17 protein-coding genes are annotated in these 23,641 nt (G+C 69.4%); 8 read left to right on the forward strand and 9 right to left on the reverse strand.

All coding sequences use genetic code 11. The annotated features are described in order from the left end of the window. Positions 1–30 precede the first annotated feature (30 nt). Positions 31–1,902, forward strand: a complete 1,872-nt coding sequence (locus QF027_RS39120; RefSeq protein WP_306974188.1) for a rhamnogalacturonan lyase — start codon at positions 31–33, stop codon at positions 1,900–1,902. 43 nt (positions 1,903–1,945) lie between these two features. Here the strand turns inward: QF027_RS39120 and QF027_RS39125 are convergent, their stop codons facing one another. Next, positions 1,946–4,609, reverse strand: a complete 2,664-nt coding sequence (locus QF027_RS39125; protein ID WP_307080057.1) for a cellulose binding domain-containing protein — start codon at positions 4,607–4,609, stop codon at positions 1,946–1,948. A gap of 298 nt (positions 4,610–4,907) precedes the next feature. After that, complete coding sequence (locus tag QF027_RS39130) at positions 4,908–7,823, reverse strand: glycoside hydrolase family 48 protein (protein ID WP_307080059.1); 2,916 nt, start codon at positions 7,821–7,823, stop codon at positions 4,908–4,910. Between the two features lie 251 nt (positions 7,824–8,074). Between QF027_RS39130 and QF027_RS39135 the strand changes: the two genes are divergently transcribed. After that, the gene (locus QF027_RS39135; RefSeq protein ID WP_307080061.1) at positions 8,075–9,547 is read left to right on the forward strand and encodes a cellulose binding domain-containing protein; all 1,473 of its coding nucleotides are present in this window, start codon (positions 8,075–8,077) and stop codon (positions 9,545–9,547) included. Positions 9,548–9,595: 48 nt separating this feature from the next. Further along, entirely contained in the window at positions 9,596–11,311 is a 1,716-nt protein-coding gene (locus QF027_RS39140) for a glycoside hydrolase family 6 protein (protein WP_307080063.1), read from the forward strand. Positions 11,312–11,351: 40 nt separating this feature from the next. Here QF027_RS39140 and QF027_RS39145 read toward each other — a convergent pair whose 3' ends face one another. Continuing rightward, complete coding sequence (locus QF027_RS39145) at positions 11,352–12,164, reverse strand: phytanoyl-CoA dioxygenase family protein (RefSeq protein WP_373432458.1); 813 nt, start codon at positions 12,162–12,164, stop codon at positions 11,352–11,354. Between the two features lie 112 nt (positions 12,165–12,276). On the opposite strand from QF027_RS39145, the gene QF027_RS39150 reads away from it, so the two are divergent. Both QF027_RS39150 and QF027_RS39155 read left to right on the forward strand, forming a co-directional pair. Then, on the forward strand, positions 12,277–13,164 hold the full coding sequence (locus QF027_RS39150; RefSeq protein ID WP_307080067.1) for a class I SAM-dependent methyltransferase: 888 nt from the start codon (positions 12,277–12,279) through the stop codon (positions 13,162–13,164). Positions 13,165–13,769: 605 nt separating this feature from the next. Beyond that, a complete protein-coding gene (locus QF027_RS39155; RefSeq protein WP_307080070.1) occupies positions 13,770–14,474 on the forward strand; it encodes an SDR family oxidoreductase in 705 nt (234 codons plus the stop codon). A 78-nt stretch (positions 14,475–14,552) separates the two neighbouring features. Here QF027_RS39155 and QF027_RS39160 read toward each other — a convergent pair whose 3' ends face one another. Continuing rightward, entirely contained in the window at positions 14,553–15,389 is an 837-nt protein-coding gene (locus QF027_RS39160) for an aldo/keto reductase (protein WP_306974170.1), read from the reverse strand. A gap of 200 nt (positions 15,390–15,589) precedes the next feature. On the opposite strand from QF027_RS39160, the gene QF027_RS39165 reads away from it, so the two are divergent. Continuing rightward, positions 15,590–16,378 (forward strand): Tat pathway signal sequence domain protein, encoded by a 789-nt coding sequence (locus tag QF027_RS39165; RefSeq protein WP_307080072.1) that lies wholly within the window; start codon positions 15,590–15,592, stop codon positions 16,376–16,378. Between the two features lie 8 nt (positions 16,379–16,386). Here QF027_RS39165 and QF027_RS39170 read toward each other — a convergent pair whose 3' ends face one another. Continuing rightward, the gene (locus QF027_RS39170) at positions 16,387–18,213 is read right to left on the reverse strand and encodes an AMP-dependent synthetase/ligase (protein ID WP_306974166.1); all 1,827 of its coding nucleotides are present in this window, start codon (positions 18,211–18,213) and stop codon (positions 16,387–16,389) included. A 331-nt stretch (positions 18,214–18,544) separates the two neighbouring features. Further along, on the reverse strand, positions 18,545–19,408 hold the full coding sequence (locus tag QF027_RS39175) for a LysR substrate-binding domain-containing protein (protein ID WP_306974164.1): 864 nt from the start codon (positions 19,406–19,408) through the stop codon (positions 18,545–18,547). A gap of 181 nt (positions 19,409–19,589) precedes the next feature. On the opposite strand from QF027_RS39175, the gene QF027_RS39180 reads away from it, so the two are divergent. After that, entirely contained in the window at positions 19,590–20,615 is a 1,026-nt protein-coding gene (locus QF027_RS39180) for a bile acid:sodium symporter family protein (RefSeq protein ID WP_306986477.1), read from the forward strand. Here QF027_RS39180 and QF027_RS39185 read toward each other — a convergent pair. The 3 genes from QF027_RS39185 to QF027_RS39195 form a co-directional block, all read right to left on the reverse strand. Further along, complete coding sequence (locus QF027_RS39185; RefSeq protein WP_307080074.1) at positions 20,551–21,777, reverse strand: DUF4185 domain-containing protein; 1,227 nt, start codon at positions 21,775–21,777, stop codon at positions 20,551–20,553. The two genes, QF027_RS39180 and QF027_RS39185, sit on opposite strands and share 65 nt — an antisense overlap. An 11-nt stretch (positions 21,778–21,788) precedes the next feature. Beyond that, positions 21,789–21,950, reverse strand: coding sequence for a sialidase family protein (locus QF027_RS39190; protein WP_306974160.1), 162 nt, complete (start codon positions 21,948–21,950; stop codon positions 21,789–21,791). A gap of 239 nt (positions 21,951–22,189) precedes the next feature. Then, entirely contained in the window at positions 22,190–23,107 is a 918-nt protein-coding gene (locus tag QF027_RS39195; protein WP_307080076.1) for a quinone oxidoreductase family protein, read from the reverse strand. An 88-nt stretch (positions 23,108–23,195) separates the two neighbouring features. Here QF027_RS39195 and QF027_RS39200 point away from each other — a divergent pair, with 88 nt between their 5' ends. After that, positions 23,196–23,633 (forward strand): MarR family winged helix-turn-helix transcriptional regulator, encoded by a 438-nt coding sequence (locus QF027_RS39200; RefSeq protein WP_306974156.1) that lies wholly within the window; start codon positions 23,196–23,198, stop codon positions 23,631–23,633. Positions 23,634–23,641: the final 8 nt, after the last annotated feature.

A 23,641-nucleotide genomic window follows, 5' to 3' on the forward strand; every position in this document is an offset into this window, starting at 1 on the left:
TCCGTCCTCACCGCTTCGGAGGTCCACCCCGTGCAGCACCCGCACCCGCACCGCAGACGCCGAGTCCTCCTCTCGGCGACGACCGCCGCCGTGGCCCTCGTGGCCGCCGGCCTGACCGCACTGTCGCCCGGTACGGCCGAGGCCGCCACCGCCCGCCAGGTCGAGAGGCTCGACCGGGGAGTCGTCAGCGTGCACACCGGCAGCGGCAACCTGGTCAGCTGGCGCTGGCTCGGCACCGACCCGAACGACGTGTCCTTCAACGTCTACCGCGCCGGCACGAAGGTCAACTCGACCCCGGTCACCGGCTCCACGAACTACTTCCACTCCGGCGCGCCCGCCGAGGCCGACTACACCGTCCGGGCGATCGTCGGCGGTGTCGAGCAGGCGGACTCGGTCCACGCGGTCCAACTCCGCAGCGGCTACAAGGACGTTCCCATCAGCCCGCCGGCCGGTGGCACGACCCCTGACGGCGTCGCCTACACCTATGAGGCCAACGACGCGTCCGTGGCCGACCTCGACGGCGACGGGGCACTGGACTTCGTCCTCAAGTGGCAGCCGACCAACGCCAAGGACAACTCCCAGTCCGGCTACACCGGCAACACGATCCTCGACGGCGTCAAGCTGGACGGCACCCGGCTGTGGCGGATCGACCTGGGCCGCAACATCCGTTCCGGCGCCCACTACACGCAGTTCCAGGCCTACGACTACGACGGCGACGGCAAGGCCGAGGTCGCCATGAAGACGGCGGACGGCACCGTCGACGGCACGGGCGCGGTGATCGGCAGCGCGTCGGCCGACCACCGCAACTCCAGCGGCTATGTCCTGTCCGGGCCCGAGTACCTGACGATGTTCAACGGCCAGACCGGCAAGGCCATGCAGAGCGTCGACTACGTCCCGGCACGCGGCACGGTGTCGTCGTGGGGCGACTCGTACGGCAACCGGGTCGACCGCTTCCTCGCGGGGACGGCCTACCTGGACGGCGCCCGCCCGTCGCTGATCATGGCCCGCGGCTACTACACCCGTACGGTGATCGCGGCCTGGGACTGGCGAGGCGGCACCTTCACCCGCCGCTGGACCTTCGACACCAACTCCTCGACCAACAGCGGCAAGGGCTACGACGGTCAGGGCTCGCACAGTCTGTCCGTCGGGGACGTCGACAACGACGGCAAGGACGAGATCGTCTACGGCGCGATGGCGGTCGACGACAACGGCAGCGGGCTGTGGACCACGAAGACGGGCCACGGCGACGCCCAGCACCTCGGCGACCTCGACCCCTCCCACGCGGGTCTCGAGTACTTCAAGGTCTCGGAGTCGACCTCCCAGCCGGCGGAGCTGTACATCAATCCGGCGAACGGCACGGTGAACTGGAAACTGGCCGCGTGCTGCGACAACGGGCGGGGTGTCGCCGGCGACATCTGGGCCGGCAACGACGGTGCGGAGGTCTGGTCGGCCTCCGACACCTCGATCCGCGACGAGGCGGGCGCCACGAAGGGCCGCGAGCCGTCCTCGGCGAACTTCCTGTCCTGGTGGGACGGCGACACGGTCCGCGAACTCCTCGACGGCACCCACATCGACAAGTACGGCACGTCGTCGGACACCCGCCTGCTGACCGGGGCGTCGGTCCACTCCAACAACAGCACCAAGGCGACCCCGTCCCTGTCCGGCGACATCCTGGGCGACTGGCGCGAGGAGGTCGTCTGGCCGACATCGGGCAACACGGCGCTCAGGATCTACTCGACCCCGATCGAGACGACGACGAAGATCACCACCCTGCTCCACGACACGATGTACCGCACGGGCCTGGCCTGGCAGAACACCGCCTACAACCAGCCCCCGCATCCGAGCTTCTTCATCGGCAACGGGATGGCGACGGCGCCCAGGCCGGCGGTGTACACGCCGTGACATGAGCGACAGGGCGGCTGCGGACAGCCGCCCTGTCGTCGGGTCAGGCCACCGTGCAGGCCTGGTCACCCACCTTGAACGCGGTCGGTTTGCCGTTCGTTCCCGACCAGCTGCCCGTGAAGCCGAAGCTCACCGACGAGCCCGCGGCCACGTTGGCGTTCCAGCCGACGTTCTTCGCGGTGACCGTCGAGCCCGACTGGGCGGCCTCGGCGTTCCAGGTCTGGGCGATCGTCTGGGCGTTGGGGAAGGTCCAGCCGAGTGACCAGCCGGTCCAGGCGCTGGAACCGGTGTTGCTCAGCTGGACGTCCGCCTGGAAACCGCCCGACCACTGGTTGGTGATCTTGTAGGTCACCGCGCAGGCGCCCGTCGGGGTCGGGTCCGGCGGGTCCGTCGGATCGGTGCCGCCTCCGCCGGTGTCGGACGTCTCGCCGTAGATCACACCCCGCCCGTTGGTCGAGACGTACACCCGGCCGTACACCCGCGGGTCACCGGTGATGGCCGCGCCGGTCCAACCCCACTGGTGGGCGTCGTCGTTGATGCGGGTCCAGGTCGCGCCCTTGTCGGTCGAGCGGAAGATGCCACGGACGCCGCCGATCTTCGCGCTGGTGTAGAGCGTCTGGTACGACGCCCCCGTGGCCGCCTTCCCGAATCCGATCGTGTCGGCCTGGTCGACGTTCGAGAGCTTCGACCAGCTCGCGCCGCCGTCCGTGGAGTGCCACAGACCGTACGCCCCGTCGGTGGCCCCGCCCGCGAGCCAGACGTCACCCTTCACGCCGGGCAGCGCCTTGAAGCGCACGCTGTCACCGCTCGGCAGTCCGGTCGCCGCGGACGCCGTGAACGTCGCCCCGCCGTCCGTACTCACGTAGAACTTCCCGGACTTGAAGCCGTAGAAGGTCTTCGCGTCCACCCGGTCCGACTCCACGATCGCCCCGGCCGGGATGCCGCTCGACGCCGACCAGGACGAACCGAAGCCGGCCGTGTACTGCACACCCGCGCCGTCCGGGCTCCACACGAACCGGCTGCCGTCCGAGGCGGCGGCCACCGTTCCGCCCCCGCTCACACCAGAAGGGTCGCTCCCCGCGAACCAGTTGGCGCCGTTGTCCGTCGAGAACGCGATGTGCGGCCCGGAGTCCAGATTGCCGACCCGCACGACCGTGTTCGGGTTCGTCTCGGCGAAGTCCAGACTCGTGGTCGTGGTGAAGTTCGGGGAGGTGAACATCATCGACGGGACCTTGGTGAGGTCCGTGTGCCGGAAGCCGCCGATGTCGCCGAGCGCGCTCAGCAGCGGCGCGCCCGAGGGCGGCGACGCCAGGTCGAGGACCGCCGTCTCCTCCAGGCCCTGCACCATCGGCTTGATGGTGAACTGGCTGCCGGAGTCCCAGTTCGTGAGGTTCTCCGTGCCGTAGAGCGTCGCCCCCGTCCCGTACATCATGCGGTTCGAGTCGAACGGGTCGATCTCCAGCGACTCCGTCATCCATCCGAGCTTCGGCGTCTGCTCGGGCGGCGACGGATTCGCCCCCCAGGTCAGCCACGGGGAGGAGGAGACGTCCATGGTGTACCGGTTCGCGCGGTTGGGGTACGACGTGTAGTCCCACGCCTTCGTCCAGGTCGCCCCGCTGTCCGTGGAGCGGAAGATCTGGGTGTCCGGCCACCACGAGCTGTAGGCGGTGGCCATGACCGTGCCGGGCTTCTGCCGGTCCACCGTCAGCCCGCTGAAGCCGTAGTAGGTGTCGGCCTCCGCGACCGGGCTGATGTTCGTCCAGGTGCCGGTCGCCGTCGCGTACCGCCACACCTGGCCCTTGCCGCCGTCGTACGGCCCGCCCTTGTCGCTGTAGGAGAGATACAGATAGCCGCCCGCCGCGTCCAGGACACCCTTGTGGGCCAGGTAGCCCGTCGGCTGGCCGGCGAGCCGCGTCCAGGTCGCGCCCGCGTCCGTCGACCGGTACACCGAGTTCTGGAGGTCCGCGACGCCGACGTAGATCGCCCGGGTGGCGTTCCCGGACGTGCCCGTCGACTCGTCGAAGGTCACCCAGACGATGCCCTGGTTGTCGCTGGCGTAGCCGCTGGTGTCGGTCGGGTCCTGCTGGTAGTTGCCGACGTTGGGGAAGTTCGCCACCTGGGACCAGGTCACCCCCGAGTCCGTCGAGCGCCACAGCCCCTTGCCGCTCGGCGCCCCGAGGTACAGCACGCTGTTCCTGTTCGGGTCCACCGCCAGCCGCTCGCCCATGCCCCGCCCCGGCATGTTGCCGCCGAGCTTGAAGGGCAGGTCGGTCTTCTGCCAGCTCGCGCCCCGGTTCGAGGAGCGCATGACCGCGCCGTTCTTCGGGTCCCAGCTGTTGGTGTACGTGCCGACGGCCGCGTACACCTTGTTCGGATCCACGGAGTCGGAGGCCAGGCTGACCACGCCGGTGTGCCCCCAGTCGTCCCAGCCGACCGAGTCGAGCAGCGGTGTCCAGGTCTTGGAGGACTCCTGCCAGCGGTAGGCCCCGCCGATGTCGGTGCGGGCGTACGCCAGGTTCTTCTCGGAGCGGTTGAAGACGATCCCGGGGACGAAACCGCCCCCGTCGATCCGGGCGTTCTTCCAGGTGTACGTGTCGGCGGCGAGCGAGACCTTCGCGGTGCTGTCGGCCGCCAGTGCGGGTGGGGTGCCGGCGAGCAGCCCGGCCGCGAGCGCGAGCACGGCCGTGAGGATGCGGGTTCTTCGCACGGGAGGATCCTTTCCGGAAAGGGGGCGTGGGAGGAAAGCGCTTTCCCAACGGTGCGAGAGTTGCCGGGCGACCCCCAGTGCGGGAGGGGGCCGCCCGGCCGTTTCGGCCCCGCCGTCCGGTGGCGGGACCTCATACACGGAGCCTTCGAGCGGTTCCAGGGAAGGAACGGTGCCTGGTGCGCCCCTTCAGGGGCGCGGGACTGCATCGACTTTGCGGCTCCGCCGCGCGAGCGCGACAAGCCACAACGGACCCGCAGTCGACAACGGTCCAACCCGCGGAGCGCCCGGCGGGGGCTGGTTATTCGAGAAGCTCCGCGTACGACCCCATGGCCAGGGCGATGTCCGCCTGGGCCCAGAACCGGTGATAGGTGAACGACGGCACCGCGCCGCCCGCCAGATACGCCTCGATCTTCGACCAGGCCGGGTCGTCCTCGTAGAACGACCGGATGGACTCGAAGGTCGACGACGCGTTGATCGCGTCACCGTTCGGCATGGTCCCGGTCCAGCCGCTCGGGACGTACACCGAGTCGTCGAACCGGTTGTAGTCCGCCCGGTTCTCCGGCACCGCGATCCCCAGGCTGTCCTGGTAGTTGCTCCACATGCCGTCCAGCAGGGCCTTGGCCGTGGAAGCGGCCTGGGTGTCACCACTGCGGTCCGCGTAGTACGTCAGGGTCTTGGCGTACGCGGCGGCCACGCCGACGTCATTGGTGTAGTCGGCGACGGTGACGTGAAGTCCGCTGTTGGCACCGGGGCTTGACGCGTTCCAGGTGTCGGGCTGGCCCGACCACTGAAGCGTCGACGGGATCTGGTAGGTGCCGTCCGGGTTGATCGTGGTCTTGGACAGCGCCCAGTCGACCCACTTGTCGAGGACCGCCTTGGCCTGGGCGTTCCCCGTCTGCTGGTAGTACTCGGCGACCCGCTCCATCGACCACGCCTGGAAGCCGAACCACTGGTTGGACGGCGGGTCGTGGTAGACGGGCTGCTGGTCGTAGTACATGCCGTAGAACGTCGACTTCCCGGCCGGGGGAGTCGCGTAGCGGCCCGCCCAGCTGTTCGTCGCACCGCCCGCGATGGCACCCTCGTCGGACTGCAGCCAGCGGTAGAACTCCAGCTGCCGGCTCAGCGAGGTGTTCCAGTCCGCCGCGCCCGTCGCCGACTTGGGCTTCAGGTCGGCGTACGAGCTCAGCGCGTACGCGGCCATCGGGTTCTGGTAGCCGCCGTGCGCGTGACTGGATCCGATGCGCCAGGCCCAGCCCGCCGAGGTGTCGGTGGCGCCGCCCCAGGCGTAGTACCAGGACAGCAGGTACATCGAGGCGTCCTTGCCCGTGCCGGCCGCGCAGGTGGAGGGACCGACACAGTTGCCGATCTTCTTGAAGTACTTGTCGTACATGGCGTAGCGCAGATAGTCGCCCATCTTCGCGGCCTTGCCCACGGTCGCGGAGACGTCAGAGCCCTTGCCCTGCTCCTTCGCCCACTTGTCGGCCCAGTACGCGGCCTGCACGGCACGCGCGTCGGCGTCCGGGGCGTTGGTGAACTTCCACTGCTTGGCGTAGGAGGCGTCACCGGTGAAGAGGTCCAAGTACCCGTTCTTGCCACCGTACTTGAACTGGTCACAGGTCGGCTGCGGCACCGTCTCCCACACCGACTCCTGCGCACCGCGCTGGAAGGTGTTGATGTACGACGGTCCGGTGTCCGTCGGTCCCGCCTCGCACTTGCCGGGCGAGTTGCCGTAGCCGTAGACGTTGTCGACGTCCTGCAGCCAGTGCATACCGTAGATGTCGTCGGTGCCGTACGCGGACTTCAGTTCACCGGCGATCGGATCCGACCCCACCGACACCCCGGTGTCCAGCTTCGCCGGGTACTCGTTCGGGGTGTCCAGCTCGGGCGCGTAGGTCGCCGGCTTGGAGGCGTTGTAGAACGAGTTGGTCGGCTGGTCGGCGTGGGTGGGGATCATGTACTTCTCCATGATGTCCCAGGCGCCGTTGAACTTGGACCAGTCGCCCGTCACCTTGCCGTACATGGCCTGGAGCCACAGGAGGTAGCTGTACGCCTCCGAGGTGGTCTCGTGGCCGTGGTCCGGCGCCTCGACGATCAGCGTCTCGACCGAGTGGTAGGGGATGCCCTCGGGGGAGAAGTAGCCGTTCGCCGGGTTGGTGATCTTGCCGTACAGATCGAGGAAGCGGGCGTTGTAGGTGCCCGTCGCCGCGATCTGGGTGACCGTCACCGAGGCCTTGGCGTGGCCCGTCGCCGTCGACTCGAAGGTCGCCGCGCCGGTGCCGGAGGCATTGCCGGTGATGGTCACCGTCTGCGCGGTGTTCCAGTTCGACGGGGTGAAGGTGAGCGAGGCCCCGCCGGTCACCGAGAGGCCCGCGTTGCCGCCGGTGCGGGCGGTCGTGACGGTCACGTTGGCCGAGGGCTGCGTCGACAGCTTCACGGTGTACGTGCCCGTCTTGCCCTGCTGGACGGCGAGTTGGGTCGCCGAGGCGACGACCGCGGGACCCGAGGCGACCGTGATGCCGACCGGCGTCGACTCCCCGGACGCGCCCAGGCTGTCGTACGCCTTCGCGAGCAGCGAATGACTGCCCACGGTCAAGCTAGAGACCGAGAGCGAGTACGGCGATGTCGTGTCGGTGCCGAGCAGCGTGGTGTTGTCGTAGAACTCCACCTTGCTGATGGTCGCGTTGTCCGCGGCGGCGGCCGTCGCGGCGAGCGGGACCGCGGTGCCCTGGGTGTAGACCGCGCCCGCGGCCGGGCTGGTCAGCACGGTGATCGGCGGCTGATGGGCGCCGGTGCACGAGGTACCGTTGATCGCGAAGTTCGTCGGAGCCGCGTTGGCGCCGCTGTAGGTGAACTGCGCGCCGGTGGTGACGGCGGAGCCCGCGGCGATGTTCGCGTTGTACGTGGCGCTGTTGACCGTGACCGTCTGGCCGGACTGGGACCAGGTCCCGTTCCAGCCGTTGCTCAGCTTCTGGTTGCCCGCGTAGCTGTACGTCAGGGTCCAGCCGTTGATGGCGTCCGTGCCGCGGTTGGTGATCGTCAGATCCGCGGTGAAACCGGAACCCCAGTCGTTGGTCTTGTAGTCGACGCTGCACTGAACTGCAGCTGCTTGTGCGGGAGTTGAAGCCGCACTCAGCATCGCGAACGGCAGCGCCATGGCCGCCACGACAGCGGTCCACAATCGCCGGACGGTCCGGCGTCTCCTGGTGGGGGGCATTGCTGGTTCCTCCTTGTGCGGCTCGGAGAAGTCAAGGCTTGAACCAGTGGGAGCGCTCCCATAGTGAGGACGAGTGTTCAAGGGGTCAAGGTGCTTGAAGAGTCGAAAAGATTCGACGAACGGGTCTCGGAAAAGTCAAGTGACCCCTCTGTTCTTTGCCGTCACTTGGCGCTACCTTCCTTGGCACCAGTGGGAGCGATTCCATCAGTCGACGCGTTCGTAACGGCGCGCTGATCTGCAAGGAGTCGCTCATGCGACACCCCCCGCGTTCAGTACTTTTAGCCGTTGCCGGCGCGGCCGCCCTCATCGGGTCCGTGACGGTGCCGGTGGTCACGGCGTCCGGCGCCGCCCCTGCCTGCTCGGTGGAGTACTCCGTCACCAGCCAGTGGGACAGCGGCTTCCAGGGTGCCGTGAAAGTCACCAACAACACGGCCGCCATGAGTAGTTGGAGCCTCGCCTTCGACTTTGCCGGCGGCCAGAAGCTCACCCAGGGCTGGAACGCGACATGGTCCCAGTCCGGTACGACGGTCACCGCGGCCAGTGAGAGCTACAACGGCTCCCTGGCCACCGGAGCGAGCGTCAGCGCCGGATTCATCGCGTCCTGGTCGGGGAGCAACGCCGTTCCGAACTCGTTCAAGCTCAACGGCACCAGCTGCAACACGGCTGTCGAGCCCTCGCCCACACCGGAGCCGACGGATCCCGCGGAAGACGGGCCCCCCGTCCTTCGCGCGTCGGGCAACAAGCTCGTGGACGCCGGCGGCGTGACCCGCCGTCTGCTCGGCGTGAACCGGTCCGGCGGAGAGTTCATGTGCGTCCAGGGCCGCGGCATCTTCGACGGCCCGGTCGACGACGCCTCCGTGAAGGCGATCGCCGACTGGAAAGCGAACACGGTCCGCATCCCTCTCAACGAGGAGTGCTGGCTGGGACTGTCCAACATCGACCCGGCCTACGCCGGAGCGAACTACATCAACGCCGTCAAGGACCTGGTCGCCAAGGTCAAGGCCCACGGCATGACACCCGTGGTCGAACTGCACTGGACCCACGGGCAGTACACCGGCAACTCCGCCGGCTGCTCCGACGTGCACGCCAGCTGCCAGAAACCGATGCCCGACATGCAGTACACGCCCTCCTTCTGGGCCTCGGTGGCCAACACCTTCAAGAACGACCGCACCGTCGTCTTCGACCTGTTCAACGAGCCCTACCCGGACCGCGCCACCTCCACGACCACCCAGGCGTGGCAGTGCTGGCGGGACGGCGGCAGCTGCCCGGGCATCGGGTACGAGGTCGCCGGTATGCAGGATCTCGTCGACAGCGTCCGGGGCACCGGCGCGGCCAACCTGATCCTGGCCGGGGGGATCGCCTACTCCAACGACCTCAGCCAGTGGCTGACGTACAGACCGGCCGACCCGGCGGGCAATCTCGCCGCCGCCTGGCACGTGTACAACTTCAACACCTGCGCCAACGAGAGCTGCTGGAACTCCACGCTCGCCCCGGTGGCCGCCCAAGTCCCCCTCGTGGCAGGGGAGATCGGCGAGAACACCTGCGCGCACGGCTTCATCGACCAGGTCATGAAGTGGTTCGACGACCGCGGTCTGTCGTATCTCGGCTGGACCTGGAACACCTGGGACTGCTCCTCCGGACCGTCCCTGATCAGCAGCTACGACGGCACACCCACAGCGTTCGGCACCGGGCTGCGTGACCGTCTGCGCGCCCTGAACGGATAGCACCCGCCCAACGGACAACATCCGCGAACGAGAAGGAAACCCGCACTCATGAGTCGTACGAGAACAGCGCTCCTCGCTGCCCTGGCGCTCGTCGCCGGGGCCTCCGGGACCGCGCTAGCCGTGGCCCCCGGGGACGCAGGCATCGCCGCCGTCCCCTGCACCGTGGACTACAAGGTGCAGAACCAGTGGGACACCGGCTTCACCGCGGCCGTCACGATCACCAACAACAGTGCCGCCAAGTCGAGTTGGTCGCTGAAGTGGTCGTACGCCGGTAACCAGAAGGTCACCAGCGGCTGGAACGCCAAGATCAGCCAGAGCGGGACGGCCGTCACCGCGGCCAACGAGAGCTACAACGGCACGCTCGGCACCGGCGGTTCGGCCAGCTTCGGTTTCCAGGGCACCTACAGCGGCACCAACGCCGTCCCGGCCACCTTCACCCTCGACGGGGTGACCTGCAACGTCGACGGCGGCGGCCCCACCGACCCGGGCCCGACCGACCCCGGCACCCCCGGCACCAAGGTCGACAACCCCTACGCCGGCGCCAAGGTGTACGTGAACCCCGAATGGTCGGCGAAGGCCGCGGCCGAACCCGGTGGCAGCCGGATCTCCAACCAGCCCACCGCCGTGTGGCTCGACCGGATCGCCGCGATCAACGGCGTCAACGGCGGAATGGGACTGCGCGCCCACCTCGACAAGGCCCTGGAGCAGAAGGGCAGCGGCGAGCTCGTCGTCCAGCTGGTCATCTACAACCTGCCGGGCCGTGACTGCGCGGCGCTCGCCTCCAACGGCGAACTCGGCGCCACGGAGATCGACAAGTACAAGACGCAGTACATCGACCCGATCGCCGCGATCCTCGCGGACCCCAAGTACGCCTCGCTGCGGATCGTGAACACGGTCGAGATCGACTCGCTGCCCAACCTGGTCACCAACGTCTCGCCGCGGGCCACAGCCACCGCCAACTGCGACACGATGAAGGCCAACGGCAACTACATCAAGGGTGTCGGCTACGCGCTGAACAAGCTCGGTGACGCCCCCAACGTCTACAACTACGTGGACGCCGGGCACCACGGCTGGCTCGGCTGGGACGACAACTTCTCCGCGAGCGTCCAGACGATCAAGCAGGCGGCCACCGCCGAGGGCGCCACTCTCAGCGACGTGCAGGGCTTCATCACCAACACCGCCAACTACAGCGCCCTGAAGGAGCAGAACTTCACCATCAACGACTCCGTGAACGGCAAGTCCGTGCGCGAGTCCAAGTGGGTCGACTGGAACCGGTACACCGACGAGCTCTCCTACGCCCAGGCCTTCCGGCAGGAGGCCGTGAACCAGGGCTTCGCCTCGGGCGTCGGCATGCTGATCGACACCTCCCGCAACGGCTGGGGCGGCACCGCCCGGCCCACCGGTCCCGGTGCCACCACGGACGTGGACACCTACGTCAACGGCGGCCGGATCGACCGGCGCATCCACGTCGGCAACTGGTGCAACCAGGCCGGGGCCGGTCTCGGTGAGCGTCCGAAGGCCAGCCCGGCCGCCGGGATCGACGCCTACGTGTGGATCAAGCCTCCGGGTGAGTCCGACGGGGCCAGCTCCGCGATCCCGAACGACGAGGGCAAGGGCTTCGACCGGATGTGCGACCCGACGTACACCGGCAACCCGCGCAACAACAACAACATGTCCGGTGCGCTGCCGAACGCCCCACTGGCGGGGCACTGGTTCTCGGCGCAGTTCCAGGAGCTCATGAAGAACGCGTACCCGGCGCTCTAGATCTGCCGAGCGCAGGGCGTGACACCCCGCCGGGGTCTGGTCAGTTCTCCTTGGCCAGGCCCCGGCGGATCGCGAACTCGACCGCCGAATAGTCGCCGTCGGGCCGGTCCAACTCGTAGGGCCGTGCCGGGAGCAGGGGCGGCTGGGCCATGAAGCGGGGGCTCGTGCCGTGGTGGGGCTGGGCCGCGTGGACCAGGAAGGGGTGACAGAGGTAGACGTCCCCCGGGCTGCCGGTGGCGTGGGCGAGCGGGCGGTGTGCCGAGGCCTTGTCCACCTTCGGGCCCAACTCCAGGAAGGACGCGCCCTGTTCGCCGTACGGCTCCAGGATCGGCGGTACGTCGAGATGGGAGCCGATTCTGATGCGGGTCGGGGCGTCGGTCTCGGTGACCTCGCTGAACAGGAACAGCATCAGCAGGGCGCGGTCCCTGGAGCGCAGGTTGGTGTGGTACATGCCGGCGGGTGCGTCCTCGGGAAGGTAGCTACCCTCAATGTGCCAGCCCGCGTCGTCCGGTTCCTCCGCGTGCGGAAACCGCAAGGGGAAAGCGCCCAGTGAGTAGCGGGGCTGCCAGCGGTTCTCGCCCACCAGCAGGTCGAACGCCTCGTGCAGTGCCGGAGAGTTGGCGGCCGCCGCGAAGGGGCCCTGCGCCATTCCGGCCACCCAGACCACCGGATCCTTCCAGGAGGCCGGGTCCTCGGGGTCGTAGCCCGTCTCCCGCCACAGCAGCGACGCGCAGTGCTGGGCGACGCGTGGCGGGAAGGCGCCCTCGATCTTCACGAATCCGTCTTCGAGGAAACGCTCCACCAGTTCGTCGTCCATGGGGTCATCGTGGGGGACCGGCCGGGGTGGGCGCATCCCCTTTTTTTTGCGTCTGCTTTGCCGTGTTTTTTGCTGCCCTGGCAACATCACTGGCCTCTTCGCGGTGCGTCGGAGCACGCTGGCCGCATCCCGAGGAGAGGCTGGCACCATGGCGCACGATCACGACACCCACGGTCACCATCACCACGACCACACCGACATCGACTGGTCCAGGATGGCCGAGCACCTGGAGACCCAGGCGGAACTGTTCACGCCCCTGTACGAGCGGGCCCTGGCCTGGCTCGGGCACAAGCAGACCGAGCCGGGGCTGATCGTCGACGCGGGCAGTGGGCCCGGGGTGCTGTCCTGTCTGCTCGCCGAGGCGTTTCCGGGGGCCCGGGTGGTCGCCGTCGACGGGGCCGAACCGCTCCTTGAGCGGGCCCGGGCCCGGGCCGCCCGGCTCGGTGTCGCCGACCGCTTCGGCACCCTCGCCGGTGAACTGCCCACAATCCTCGACGACTTGGACTACCCCGTCGACCTCCTCTGGGCCAGTCGGAGCCTGCACCACCTCGGGGACCAGCGGGCCGGGATCGCCGCGTTCGCCGCACGCCTGGCGCGGGGCGGCACGTTGGCGCTGATGGAGGCCGGGCTGCCCGCGCGCTTCCTGCCCCGGGACATCGGGATCGGGCGGCCGGGGCTCCAGGCGCGGCTCGACGCGCTGGAGGAGGAGCGGTTCGCGCAGATGCGGGCGGGGTTGGCCGACTCCGTCGCCGAGGTCGAGGACTGGCCCGCGCTGATGGCCTCCGCCGGGCTGCGGCACACCGGTACGCGTAGCTTCATGCTGGATCTTCCGGCGCCGACGACCGATCGGGCCCGTGCGTACATCGCCGCGTCGCTCGGGTGGCTGCGGGAAGGTTTTGCCGAGCAGCTGGACGCGGACGACCGTGACACGCTTGACCGGTTGCTCGATCCTGAAGACGCAGCGAGTGTGCATCGGCGGCCGGACGTGTTCCTGCTGGCGGCGCACACGGTGCACACGGCTGTGCGGACCGGTTGAGGTACTCGGTGATCAGTGCGCCTCTGACGTGCCGGACACGGGAGGGAACGAAGTGGTCGGACAGTACTCGCGGTTTCATCTCCTCCCGCGGTGTCCGGTCCAGCGGCTGCCCTGCCGGATCCCCTGCGGCCACGATCCGTTCTGTTGCCGGCATGCGGGCGCGGATCGCCGGGGCGGAGACTTCTGTGCCCTACAGGGTTTCCGACGCCGCCGGGCCGTGCTCCAGGGCCAGATCGCGCAGCCGCCGTACCGAGTCCGGGTCGGCCACTGACCAGACGCGGCGGCGGGAGGGCAGGGCAGCGCGATCACGGTCGCGGCCATGGCGAGAGCCCGGGTCCGGCTCAGCCGCTCGAGGGCCGCGGGGTCAGGGCCAGTGCGCTCACTCCGGCGAAGCCCGGAGCCCTGGTGGCCGCGAGCGACCCGGACGGACCTGCCCACGGGGGGATACTCCGGTGCTCGCCCTCGGATTCACCCGGACGGTGGCGTGGCGGCGCTACTTCCTGTCGGCCGACTACCGCCGAACCTGCGGCACTTGACTTCGAGAACACTTCAACTGATGTACTCCCTGCCATCCACGAGATCGCAGGGGAACACAGGGGGAAGCCATGTCCGACGATTCACCGGTCGCGCTCATCACCGGCGGCGGCAGCGGTATCGGCGCCGCAGTCGCACGGCAACTGCTCGACGCGGGTCACCGGGTGGCCGTCACCGGGCGGGGCGAGCCGCGCCTGCGTGCCTTCGCCGAGGAACTCGGCAGCCCGGACGGCCTGTTGACGTTCGTCGGCAACGCCGCCGAGTACAGCGACATCAGCGCCGCGGTCGACGGCACGCTCAAGGAGTTCGGCCGACTGGACACGGTCGTCGCCAACGCGGGGTTCGCCACCCATGACACCGTCGCCGGGGGCGACCCGGCCGGCTGGACCGAGATGGTGCTGACCAACGTGCTCGGCCCCGCCCTCCTCATCCGTGCCTCCATCGACGCGCTCAAGGAGACTCGCGGCCGGATCGTACTGATCGGCAGCGTCGCCGGGTTCATCCACGGGCCCGGCAACATCTACGGGGCGACGAAGTGGGCGGTGACCGGGCTCGCCGAGAACGCCCGCCGTGAGGTCACCGAGTTCGGTGTCGGCGTCACCCTGGTGGCCCCAGGCCGTGTGGAGACGCCGTTCTGGGACGGCTACGGCAGCCTCCCGCCCGGCCACCTGCTCACCGCCGACCAGATCGCCGACTCGGTGGTGTGGGCCGTACGGCAGCCTGAGGGCGTCGACATCAACACCGTCGTCGTACGACCGATCGGGCAGCCCGTCTGACGGCTGACGCCGGACACACGACGGCCGGCGGTGGGGCCCCTACGACAGGGACCGCACCGCCGGCCGAACGGTGTGCCGTCAGGCGGCGTTGAACGTCGACGGGTCCGGGCCGAGACGCCGGTCCTCGTTGAGCGCGCTGATCGCCGCCAGGTCCTCGGCGTCCAGGCTGAAGTCGAAGACCTCGATGTTCTCCTTGATCCGGGACGGGGTCACGGACTTCGGGATCACGACATTGCCGAGCTGGAGGTGCCAGCGCAACACGACCTGGGCGGGAGTGCGGTCGTGCTTCCGGGCGATGGCCACGATGGCCGGGACCTCCAGGAGACCCTTGCCGGAGCCGAGCGGCGACCAGGCCTCGGTGGCGATGCCCTGCTCTGCGTGGTACTCGCGGGCCGCGTGCTGCTGAAGGTGCGGGTGCAGCTCGATCTGGTCGACGGCCGGGATGACGGACGTCTCGGCGATCAGCCGCTCCAGGTGGTCGGGTTCGAAGTTGGAGACGCCGATGGCCCGGATCCGGCCGTCGGCGTGCAGCTTCTCGAACGCCTTGTAGCTGTCGACGTACAGGTCACGGGAGGGCGTGGGCCAGTGGATGAGGTACAGGTCCACGTAGTCCAGGCCGAGCTTCTCCAGCGAGGTGTCGAAAGCGCGCAGGGTCGAGTCGTAGCCCTGGTCGCCGTTCCAGAGCTTGGTGGTGACGAAGATGTCCTCGCGGGCCACTCCGGAGGAGGCGATGGCCTTTCCGGTGCCCTTTTCATTGCCGTAGATCGCCGCTGTGTCGATGCTGCGGTACCCGGCCTCGAGCGCCGTGGCGACCGCGCGCTCGGCCTCGTCGTCCGGCACCTGCCAGACGCCGAAACCCAGCTTGGGCATCTCGACGCCGTTGTTGAGGATGATCGGGGGGACCTTGCTGCTCACGAGCTCTTGATCCTTACGGTTGCCGTCAGATTCCACTCCTATGGTCAACGATCACGAGCCGTGATGCATTCCTGACCCGAGAATCCATCCCGTCTCTTTAGTTCAGACCATTGACCGTCAACTGCCCTGCGGCGACTCTGGATTGCGTCACTGAACGTCGTGCACGAATGTGAACGCCTATCTCCGAGGTGATTTGTGTCATGAGCACATCCAGAAGGGTTCTGCTGGGGGCCGCCCTCGCCGGTGCGGCGGGAGCCGCGGCCGGACTGCCGGCCGCCACCACCGCCCACGCCGCCTCCTGGCAGCAGAAGTGGGCCCCGTCCGCGAGCGACGACGGCCTCGGTGCCTTCGAGACGATCGAGGACGACCGCGCCGACTCGCACCCCGCCGGGCAGCCCCACATCTACGCCACCGGCGACAACTGGCGCTTCAACATGCACATGGCCGACCGCGACACCTCGACCGACCGGCAGCGCCAGGAGGTCACGGGTCTGCGCACGAGCGGCAGCAGCTACCTCAGGTGGACCGAGGGCCAGACCTGGCGGATCACGTACTCGATGTACATCCCGAGCTCACTGAAGGCGACCACCAGCTTCACCCACATCATGCAGATGAAGCAGCCGGGCACCGGCACCTCCCCGATCGTCGTGCAGTCCCTGCGCCGGGTGAACGGAGCGCAGACCATCGAACTGAAGCTGTTCGAGGACGACATCCTGGTGGGCCGCACGAGCCTGGACCCGCTGCACGACCGATGGACGGACGTCGACTTCCAGATCAAGGTGGGCAACGGCTCGGCGGGCTCGGTCCGCTGGATCCTGAAGTCCGGCGGCTCGACGGTGATCGACGCGTCGAAGACCGGGGTCGACACCTTCCTGGCGGACCGGGTGCGCCCGAAGTGGGGCATCTACCGCTCCCTGGGCGACACCTCGGGGTCCCTCCAGGACACCTATCTCCTGCTGACCGGGCTGCGCGGCTACCAGCTCGTGTGACGAGCGGCTCAGGCCCGGTACAGCGCCTCGACCTCGTCCGCGTACGCGGTCTCGATCGCCTTGCGCTTGAGCTTCAGGGACGGGGTCAGCAGCCCGTGCTCCTCGGTGAAGGGCTGAGCGAGGATACGGAAGGTGCGGATCGACTCGGCCTGGGAGACCAGGGTGTTGGCGGCGACCACGGCCCGCCGCACCTCGGTCTCCAGGTCGGCGTCCCGCACCAGCTGGGCCGGGGACATCCGCGGCTTGTCGCGCATCCCCAGCCAGTGTTCGACGGCCTCCTGGTCGAGGGTGACCAGGGCGGCGATGTAGGGGCGGTCGTTGCCCACGACGATGCACTGGGAGACCAGCGGATGGTCGCGCACCCGCTCCTCCAGCACCCCGGGGGAGACGCTCTTGCCGCCGGAGGTGACGAGGATCTCCTTCTTGCGGCCGGTGATGGTGAGATAGCCGTCCTCGTCGAGGGAGCCGAGGTCCCCGGTGGCGAGCCAGCCGTCGTGCAGGGTCTCGTCGGTGGCCTTGTCGTTGTTGAGATAGCCCTGGAAGACGTTGGCGCCGTAGAGCCAGATCTCGCCGTCGTCCGCGATGTGCACGGTCATGCCGGGGATGGGCTGGCCGACCGTCCCGTAGCGGGTGCGCTCGGGCGGGTTGGCGGTCGCCGCCGCCGTCGTCTCGGTGAGGCCGTACCCCTCGTAGATGTGCACGCCGGCGCCGGCGAAGAACAGTCCCAGCTTGCGGTCCATGGCCGAACCGCCGGTCATGGCCTGCTTGATGCGGCCGCCCATGGCCGCCCGCATCTTGGAGTAGACGAGCTTGTCGAAGAGCTGGTGCTGCATCCGCAGCCCCGCCGACGGACCGGGCCCGATCCCCCAGGCCTTGGCCTCCATGGCCTCCGCGTACTTCACCGCCACGTCGACGGCCTTCTCGAACGGACCGGCCTTGCCCTCCTTCTCGGCCTTGCGGCGCGAGGCGTTGAAGACCTTCTCGAAGATGTACGGCACGCCGAGGAAGAACGTCGGCTTGAACGCGGCGAGGTCGGGCAGCAGGGCGGCCGCGTTCATCTGCGGCTGGTGGCCGAAGCGGACCCGGCCACGGACCGCGGCCACCTGCACCATCCGCCCGAAGACGTGCGCGAGCGGCAGGAACAGCAGGGTGGCCGCTTCGTCGCCCTTCTTGGAGTGGAACACCGGCTCCCAGCGCTCGATGACGGTGTCCGCCTCGTACATGAAGTTGCCGTGGCTGATCACACAGCCCTTGGGCCGGCCGGTGGTGCCCGAGGTGTAGATGATCGTCGCGACCGAGTCGGGGGTCACGGCCTGCCGGTGGCGGTGCACCACGTCGTCCTCGATGGCCGCGCCCGCGTCGTACAGCTCCTGCACGGCGCCGGAGTCCAGCTGCCATAGCCGGTGCAGCCGCGGCAGCCGGTCGATGACGGTGGCGATCGTCATCGCGTGGTCCTCGTGCTCCACGATCGCGGCCGTGCACTCGGCGTCGTACAGCGCCCAGAAACACTGCTCGGCGGAGGAGGTCGGATAGACCGGCACCACCTGCGCGCCGATCGTCCAGAGCGCGAAGTCGAACAGGGTCCACTCGTAGCGGGTGCGGGACATGATCGCGACCCGGTCGCCGAAGCGGATGCCCTGGGCAAGCAATCCCTTGGCGAGGGCCATGACCTCGTCGCGGAACTCCGCGGACGTCACGTCCCGCCACTGTCCGTTCTCGTCCTTGCGGCCGAGGGCGATGTGGAGCGGGTCGTTCTGGGCATGCTCGAAGACGACGTCGGCCAGTCCGCCCACCGGGGGTGCCAACGCCAACGGAGGGTTGGTGAACTCGCGCAAACCCCGCTCCCCGCTCTCCCTGGCGCTCAGTGACGCTCCGCACAGCGCCGTGAAAGCTACCCCACCCAGACATCCGGCGGGAGAGGGGCCGAAGCCGAGGGGGGCTCACGTATGGCCTGGTCAGTACGGGAAAATACGCTCACATGGGGAAGGGTCGGACAGAAAACTGACGGTTGAGTAAGGTTCCCAGCCGTAATCTCCACCGAATCTGTACGATCCGACTACGGCTCGCGGCCTTGGTGAAACGGTTGTTCACGGGATGCCGTCTTCTCTTCTCTCAGCGCCGCCGAACCGGAATTCGTCACTTCGCCGGGGGATGTCGCTACGCCCGTCACTGCCGGTGCAACCGGTCCCCACCCGCCAGAATCGCGGCGGCAAGCGCATCCGCCGCCCCCTGGGCGGCCGTACGCCGGCGACCGTGCACCAGGACGAAGTCCACCCGCCCGAGCTCGGGCAGTCCGAAGCGGTCCGGCATCCGCACCAGCCCCGGCGGGACCAGCCCCCGGGAGTGCGCCATCACTCCCAGTCCGGCCCGCGCCGCCGCGATCAGCCCGTTCAGGCTCCCGCTGGTGCACACGATCCGCCACGCGCGCCCCTGCCGCTCCAGCGCCTCCAAGGCCAGTGTCCGAGTGATCCCCGGCGGCGGATACACGATCAACGGCACCGGGCGGTCCGCGTCCAGGCGCAGCCGTTCCGCCCCGATCCACACCAGCCGGTCGTGCCACACCAGCTCACCCCGGGGATCCTCCGGCCGTCGCTTGGCGAGCACGAGGTCCAGCTTCCCGGCGGCCAGCTGCTCGTGCAGCGTGCCCGACAGCTCGACCGTGAGCTCCAGATCCACCTCGGGATGGTCGTACCGGAAGCCCTCGAGGATCTCCGGCAGCCGCGTCAGCACGAAGTCCTCCGACGCCCCGAACCGCAGCCGCCCCCGCAGGCGAGTGCCGGTGAAGAACGCCGTGGCCTGGTCGTGCACCTCCAGGATCCGGCGCGCGAACCCCAGCATCGCCTCGCCGTCCTCCGTCAGCTCCACGGAGTGGGTGTCCCGGGTGAACAGCTGCCGCCCGGCGGCGTCCTCGAGCCGCCGTACATGCTGGCTCACGGTCGACTGGCGCAGCCCCAGCCGCCGGGCGGCCTGCGTGAAGCTCAGGGTCTGCGCCACCGCCAGGAACGTACGCAGCTGTGACGGGTCGTACACGGTGCCAGGTTATCGCGGAACGTGATGACAGTCAGAGTGGTATGCCGGATTCCCGATCAAGGAGTGAAAGAGGACGATGGAGGGGGACCCTCCGTCCTGAGGGAGGCACCCGCATGGCCCCGTACCGCCGTCGAGCACGAGTAAGTGGAGCACCGTGAAGCGCCTGAAGTGGCCGGCCTGGATGCCGGTCGACCCGTACATCCTGCTGTTGCTCGGCACGGTGGCCCTCGCGGCCCTCGTACCGGCACGCGGGACCTCCGCGGACGTGGCCTCCGGAGCCTCCACGGCGGCGATCGCCTTCCTCTTCTTCCTCTACGGCGCCCGCCTCTCCACCCGTGAGGCCCTGGACGGGCTCAAGCACTGGCGGCTGCACATCACGGTCCTCGCCTGTACGTTCGTGATCTTCCCGCTGCTGGGCCTGGCCGCCCGCGGACTGGTCCCGGTCTTCCTGACGGACCCGCTCTACCAGGGCCTGCTCTTCCTCACCCTGGTCCCCTCCACCATCCAGTCCTCGATCGCCTTCACCTCGATCGCCCGCGGAAACGTGCCCGCCGCGATCTGCGCCGGCTCCTTCTCCTCGCTGGTGGGCATCGTCATCACCCCGCTCCTCGCGGCCGCCCTGCTCGGCAGCAGTGGCGGGGGGTTCTCGGCCGACTCGCTCCTGGAGATCGTGCTCCAGCTGCTCGTGCCGTTTCTGGCGGGCCAGTTGACGCGCCGCTGGATCGGCGGCTTCATCACCCGGCACAAGAAGGTCCTCGGCCTCGTCGACCGCGGATCGATCCTGCTGGTCGTCTACACCGCGTTCAGCGAGGGCATGGTCCAGGGCATCTGGCACCAGGTGAGCCCGCTCAGGCTCGGCGGGCTGCTGATCGTCGAAGGCATCCTGCTCGCCCTGATGCTCGCCCTGACCTGGTACGGCGCCAAGGCGCTCCGCTTCGGCCGCGAGGACCGCATCGCCATCCAGTTCGCGGGCTCGAAGAAGTCCCTCGCCTCCGGACTGCCCATGGCCAGCGTCCTGTTCGGCGCGCACGCCTCCCTCGCCGTGCTGCCGCTGATGCTCTTCCACCAGATGCAGCTGATGGTGTGCGCGGTGATCGCCAAGCGCCGCTCGCACGACCCCGTCCCCGGGGAGACCGCGGGGGTCAGCGCGCCGGAATCAGCCGCAGCGTCACGAACCTCGGTCGGTACAGCGACACGTTCCGGTTGAGCTGCGCCGAAGCGGCCGCTGTCTCCAGCCAGTTGACGTCGTAGCTGAGCACCAGCCGTCCCCCGCCGCTGAGTTCGAGGTGCGCCTGCGGGTTGTAGGCGGCGACCTGGCCCGAGGGCAGGGGCGGAGTGAAGTCCTTCTCCGGACCGTGCCACGGTCCGGTGGGAGAGCAGGCCCAGTACGAGGTCACGGCAGCGAGCCCCTTCGTCCCCGCCGCCATGGTGAACAGCACGTACGTCCCGTCCTGCCGTACGACGGAGAAGGCGCTGCCCACTCCGGTGCGCCGTCCGTCCCCGAGCACCGGGCGCGGGCGGGCGCCGGTCGTCCAGGCCGAGCCGTCCCAGTACTCCCAGGCGCCCGGCTCCGCGAGCCCGCCCTCCGGCACCCGGGCCACGTACGCCGACGACGCGGAACGGGACGCGGCCTGGCCGTCGTCGCCCCCGAAGACGTACGTCCACTCGCCGTCCTCGATCAGCGTCGTGCCGAACAGCACCCGACGGGACGGGTCCTTGACCCGCTGCTCGTCGAGGACCTTCGTGATCGACTCGACGCGCAGGTCGGGCAGCGAGAGCGTGGCGACCTCGGTGGCGGTCGGGACGCCGTAGATCCAGGGGTACTGGCCGGAGGTGCGCACCCACAGCAGGACCCGGAGGACCTGTTCGTCCGAGCCGGGGGAGCGGGGTTCGACGCGGGCCGCTACCGGCCAGCGCCACTGGTTCGGGCCGGGGTCCGGGAACAGGGGGGCGGGGAGGGTGGTCTCCAGGCGGCCGTGGCGCATCAGCACGGCCGAGTTGCGCACCAGGGGCGCGGTGGTGTCGCGCCAGGCGTGCGGCTCGCCGAAGGGGTTGGGAGGGCCGTACACCTGGCCGAGGTAGGTGTCGGAGAACAGCCACAGCAGCCGTCCGTCGGGCAACCGCACCGAGTGGGTTCCGTCGCCGCCGGTCCAGTCGTCGCCGCGGGTGGCGTCGTCGCCGTAGCGGGCGAACTCGGCGGTGAGCCGGTCGTCCGCCGACCAGGAGCCGACGGTGCGCGGTGTGCAGTCGCCGGCGTCCCGCCCGTCGCCGTCCGGAAGAGCGGTGATCAGCACGGCTCCGAGCACCAGCGCCAGCAGCAGACCGACGCCGGTGCCGGTTCGCTGTCGTGCTCGTGCGTCCTCGGGCACGGTTCGCGACGTTAGCGGCTGTCGCTCACCTGGTCCATGGGCAACCACAGGACGGTGTCCGACGTGGCGGCGTCCGAGCCGGTGAAGAAGAGGTCGTCCGCGGAGTCCCCGCAGCTGAGGACCCGCCCCTCGGCGAACACGAGCAGGGTGCCGCCGGCGGTACGGACGATCACCGGGAAACGGAAACAGGCGTAACCGGGGTCACGGTCCGCCCTGAAGAGGATCTGCTGCTCGAACCGCGGTGCGGAAGAGGGGGGTTGGGCGTGAGCGGTGCCCGCTGGAGCGAGCGGGGCGAGCAGGGCAAGGCGGTGGTCACGGAAACGGCGGTCAGGGAGGTTCTCAGACGTGCGCGACTCGACGGCACGGGCGCCCTCCGCACCTCGCGCCTCACAAGAACCCCGCGCGTGTCCCGTCACGGATGGAGTACGACTTTTCCGAGGTTGCGCCGCGCCTCGATCACCCCGTGCGCCTCCGCCGCGTCCTCCAGGGCGAACTTCCCGTGCACGACGGGCCGGAGGTCGCCGTCCAGGAACATCCGCCACAGCTCCCGCCGCCACCGCTCGTACAACTCCGGCCGCTCACGGGCGATCCGGCCCATCTGGAAGCCCGTCACCGACTTGGCGCCGACGAGGAGGTCGTACGCCTGGATCGTCCCGCCGCCCGAGCTGTACGCCACCAGCCGCCCGCCCGGGGCCAGGGCGGCGATTGCCGGGGCGAGCAGCTCGCCGCCGACCGCGTCGAGGACGTAGTCGACGGGATCTCCCCAACTGCCGTCCCGGTACAGGGCGGTGGCGTCGGCGCCGAGCGAGCGCACGAAGTCCGCCTTGGTCGGGTCGGAGACCGCGCCCACGACCCGGGAGGCGCCCCGGGCCCGCGCGAGCTGCACCGCGAGGTGGCCGACCCCGCTCGCTGCCGCCGTGATCAGCGCCGTCTCTCCCGGCTCGGGGCGCGCCGCCTCCAGTGCGCCGAGTGCGACCAGGCCGCTGCGGACCAGGGCGACCGCGTCGACCGCCGAGGCTTCGTCGGGGACCGGGGAGGCCATGGCCTCGTGCAGCAGCGCGAAGTCGGCGTAACCGTGGCCGAAGCACAGCCCCGTGACGCGTTCACCGGGACGGAAGCGGGCGACCCCGGCGCCGACGGACACGACCTCACCGGCGAGCTCGCCCCCGAGCGGCACCGGTTCCGCCGCCTCGGGGACCTTGCGGACGACGGGGAGCGTGACGCCGACCGCCTCGCAGCGCACGAGGAGCTCGCCCGGGCCCGGCTCGGGGACCGGCACCTCCTCCAGGAACAGCGGGCCACCCGTGGACCCGTAACGGACGCGACGCATCGACCGACCTCCCATGGATTCATTGGACTTCCCAACGATAAGTTGCCGGTCGTTGGGAAGTCCAACGAATAGTGGCTAGGGTGGCCGCATGGCCGAAGCACCCCTCCCCGTGATCCGCTCCCTCCCCAGCTGGCTCCTCGGACGCGCCGCCGCCCGCGGACGGGCCCTGGTGGCCGAGGCACTGGCCACCGAGGGCTTGAAGATGTGGCACCACGTGGTGCTCTCCGCCGTCCGCGACCTCGCCCCCGTCGCCCAGGCCGACCTCGGCCGCGGGGTGCGGCTCGACCCCAAGGACCTGGTCGGCGTCCTGAACGACCTCCAGTCCGCCGGTCTCGTCCTGCGCGAACCGGACCCCGGGGACCGCCGCAAGAACGCGGTGACCCTCACGGACCAGGGGGCACGGCTGCTGAAGCGCTGCGAGAAGGCCGCCCGCCAGGCCAACGACGAGCTGCTCGCCCCCCTCTCCACGGCCGAACGCGACCAGTTCATGAGCCTGTTGATCCGGATCTCCGGCACGGAGGGCTGATGGCGGAT

Source organism: Streptomyces canus, from assembly GCF_030816965.1.
In the GTDB taxonomy this organism is placed as follows: domain Bacteria; phylum Actinomycetota; class Actinomycetes; order Streptomycetales; family Streptomycetaceae; genus Streptomyces; species Streptomyces canus_E.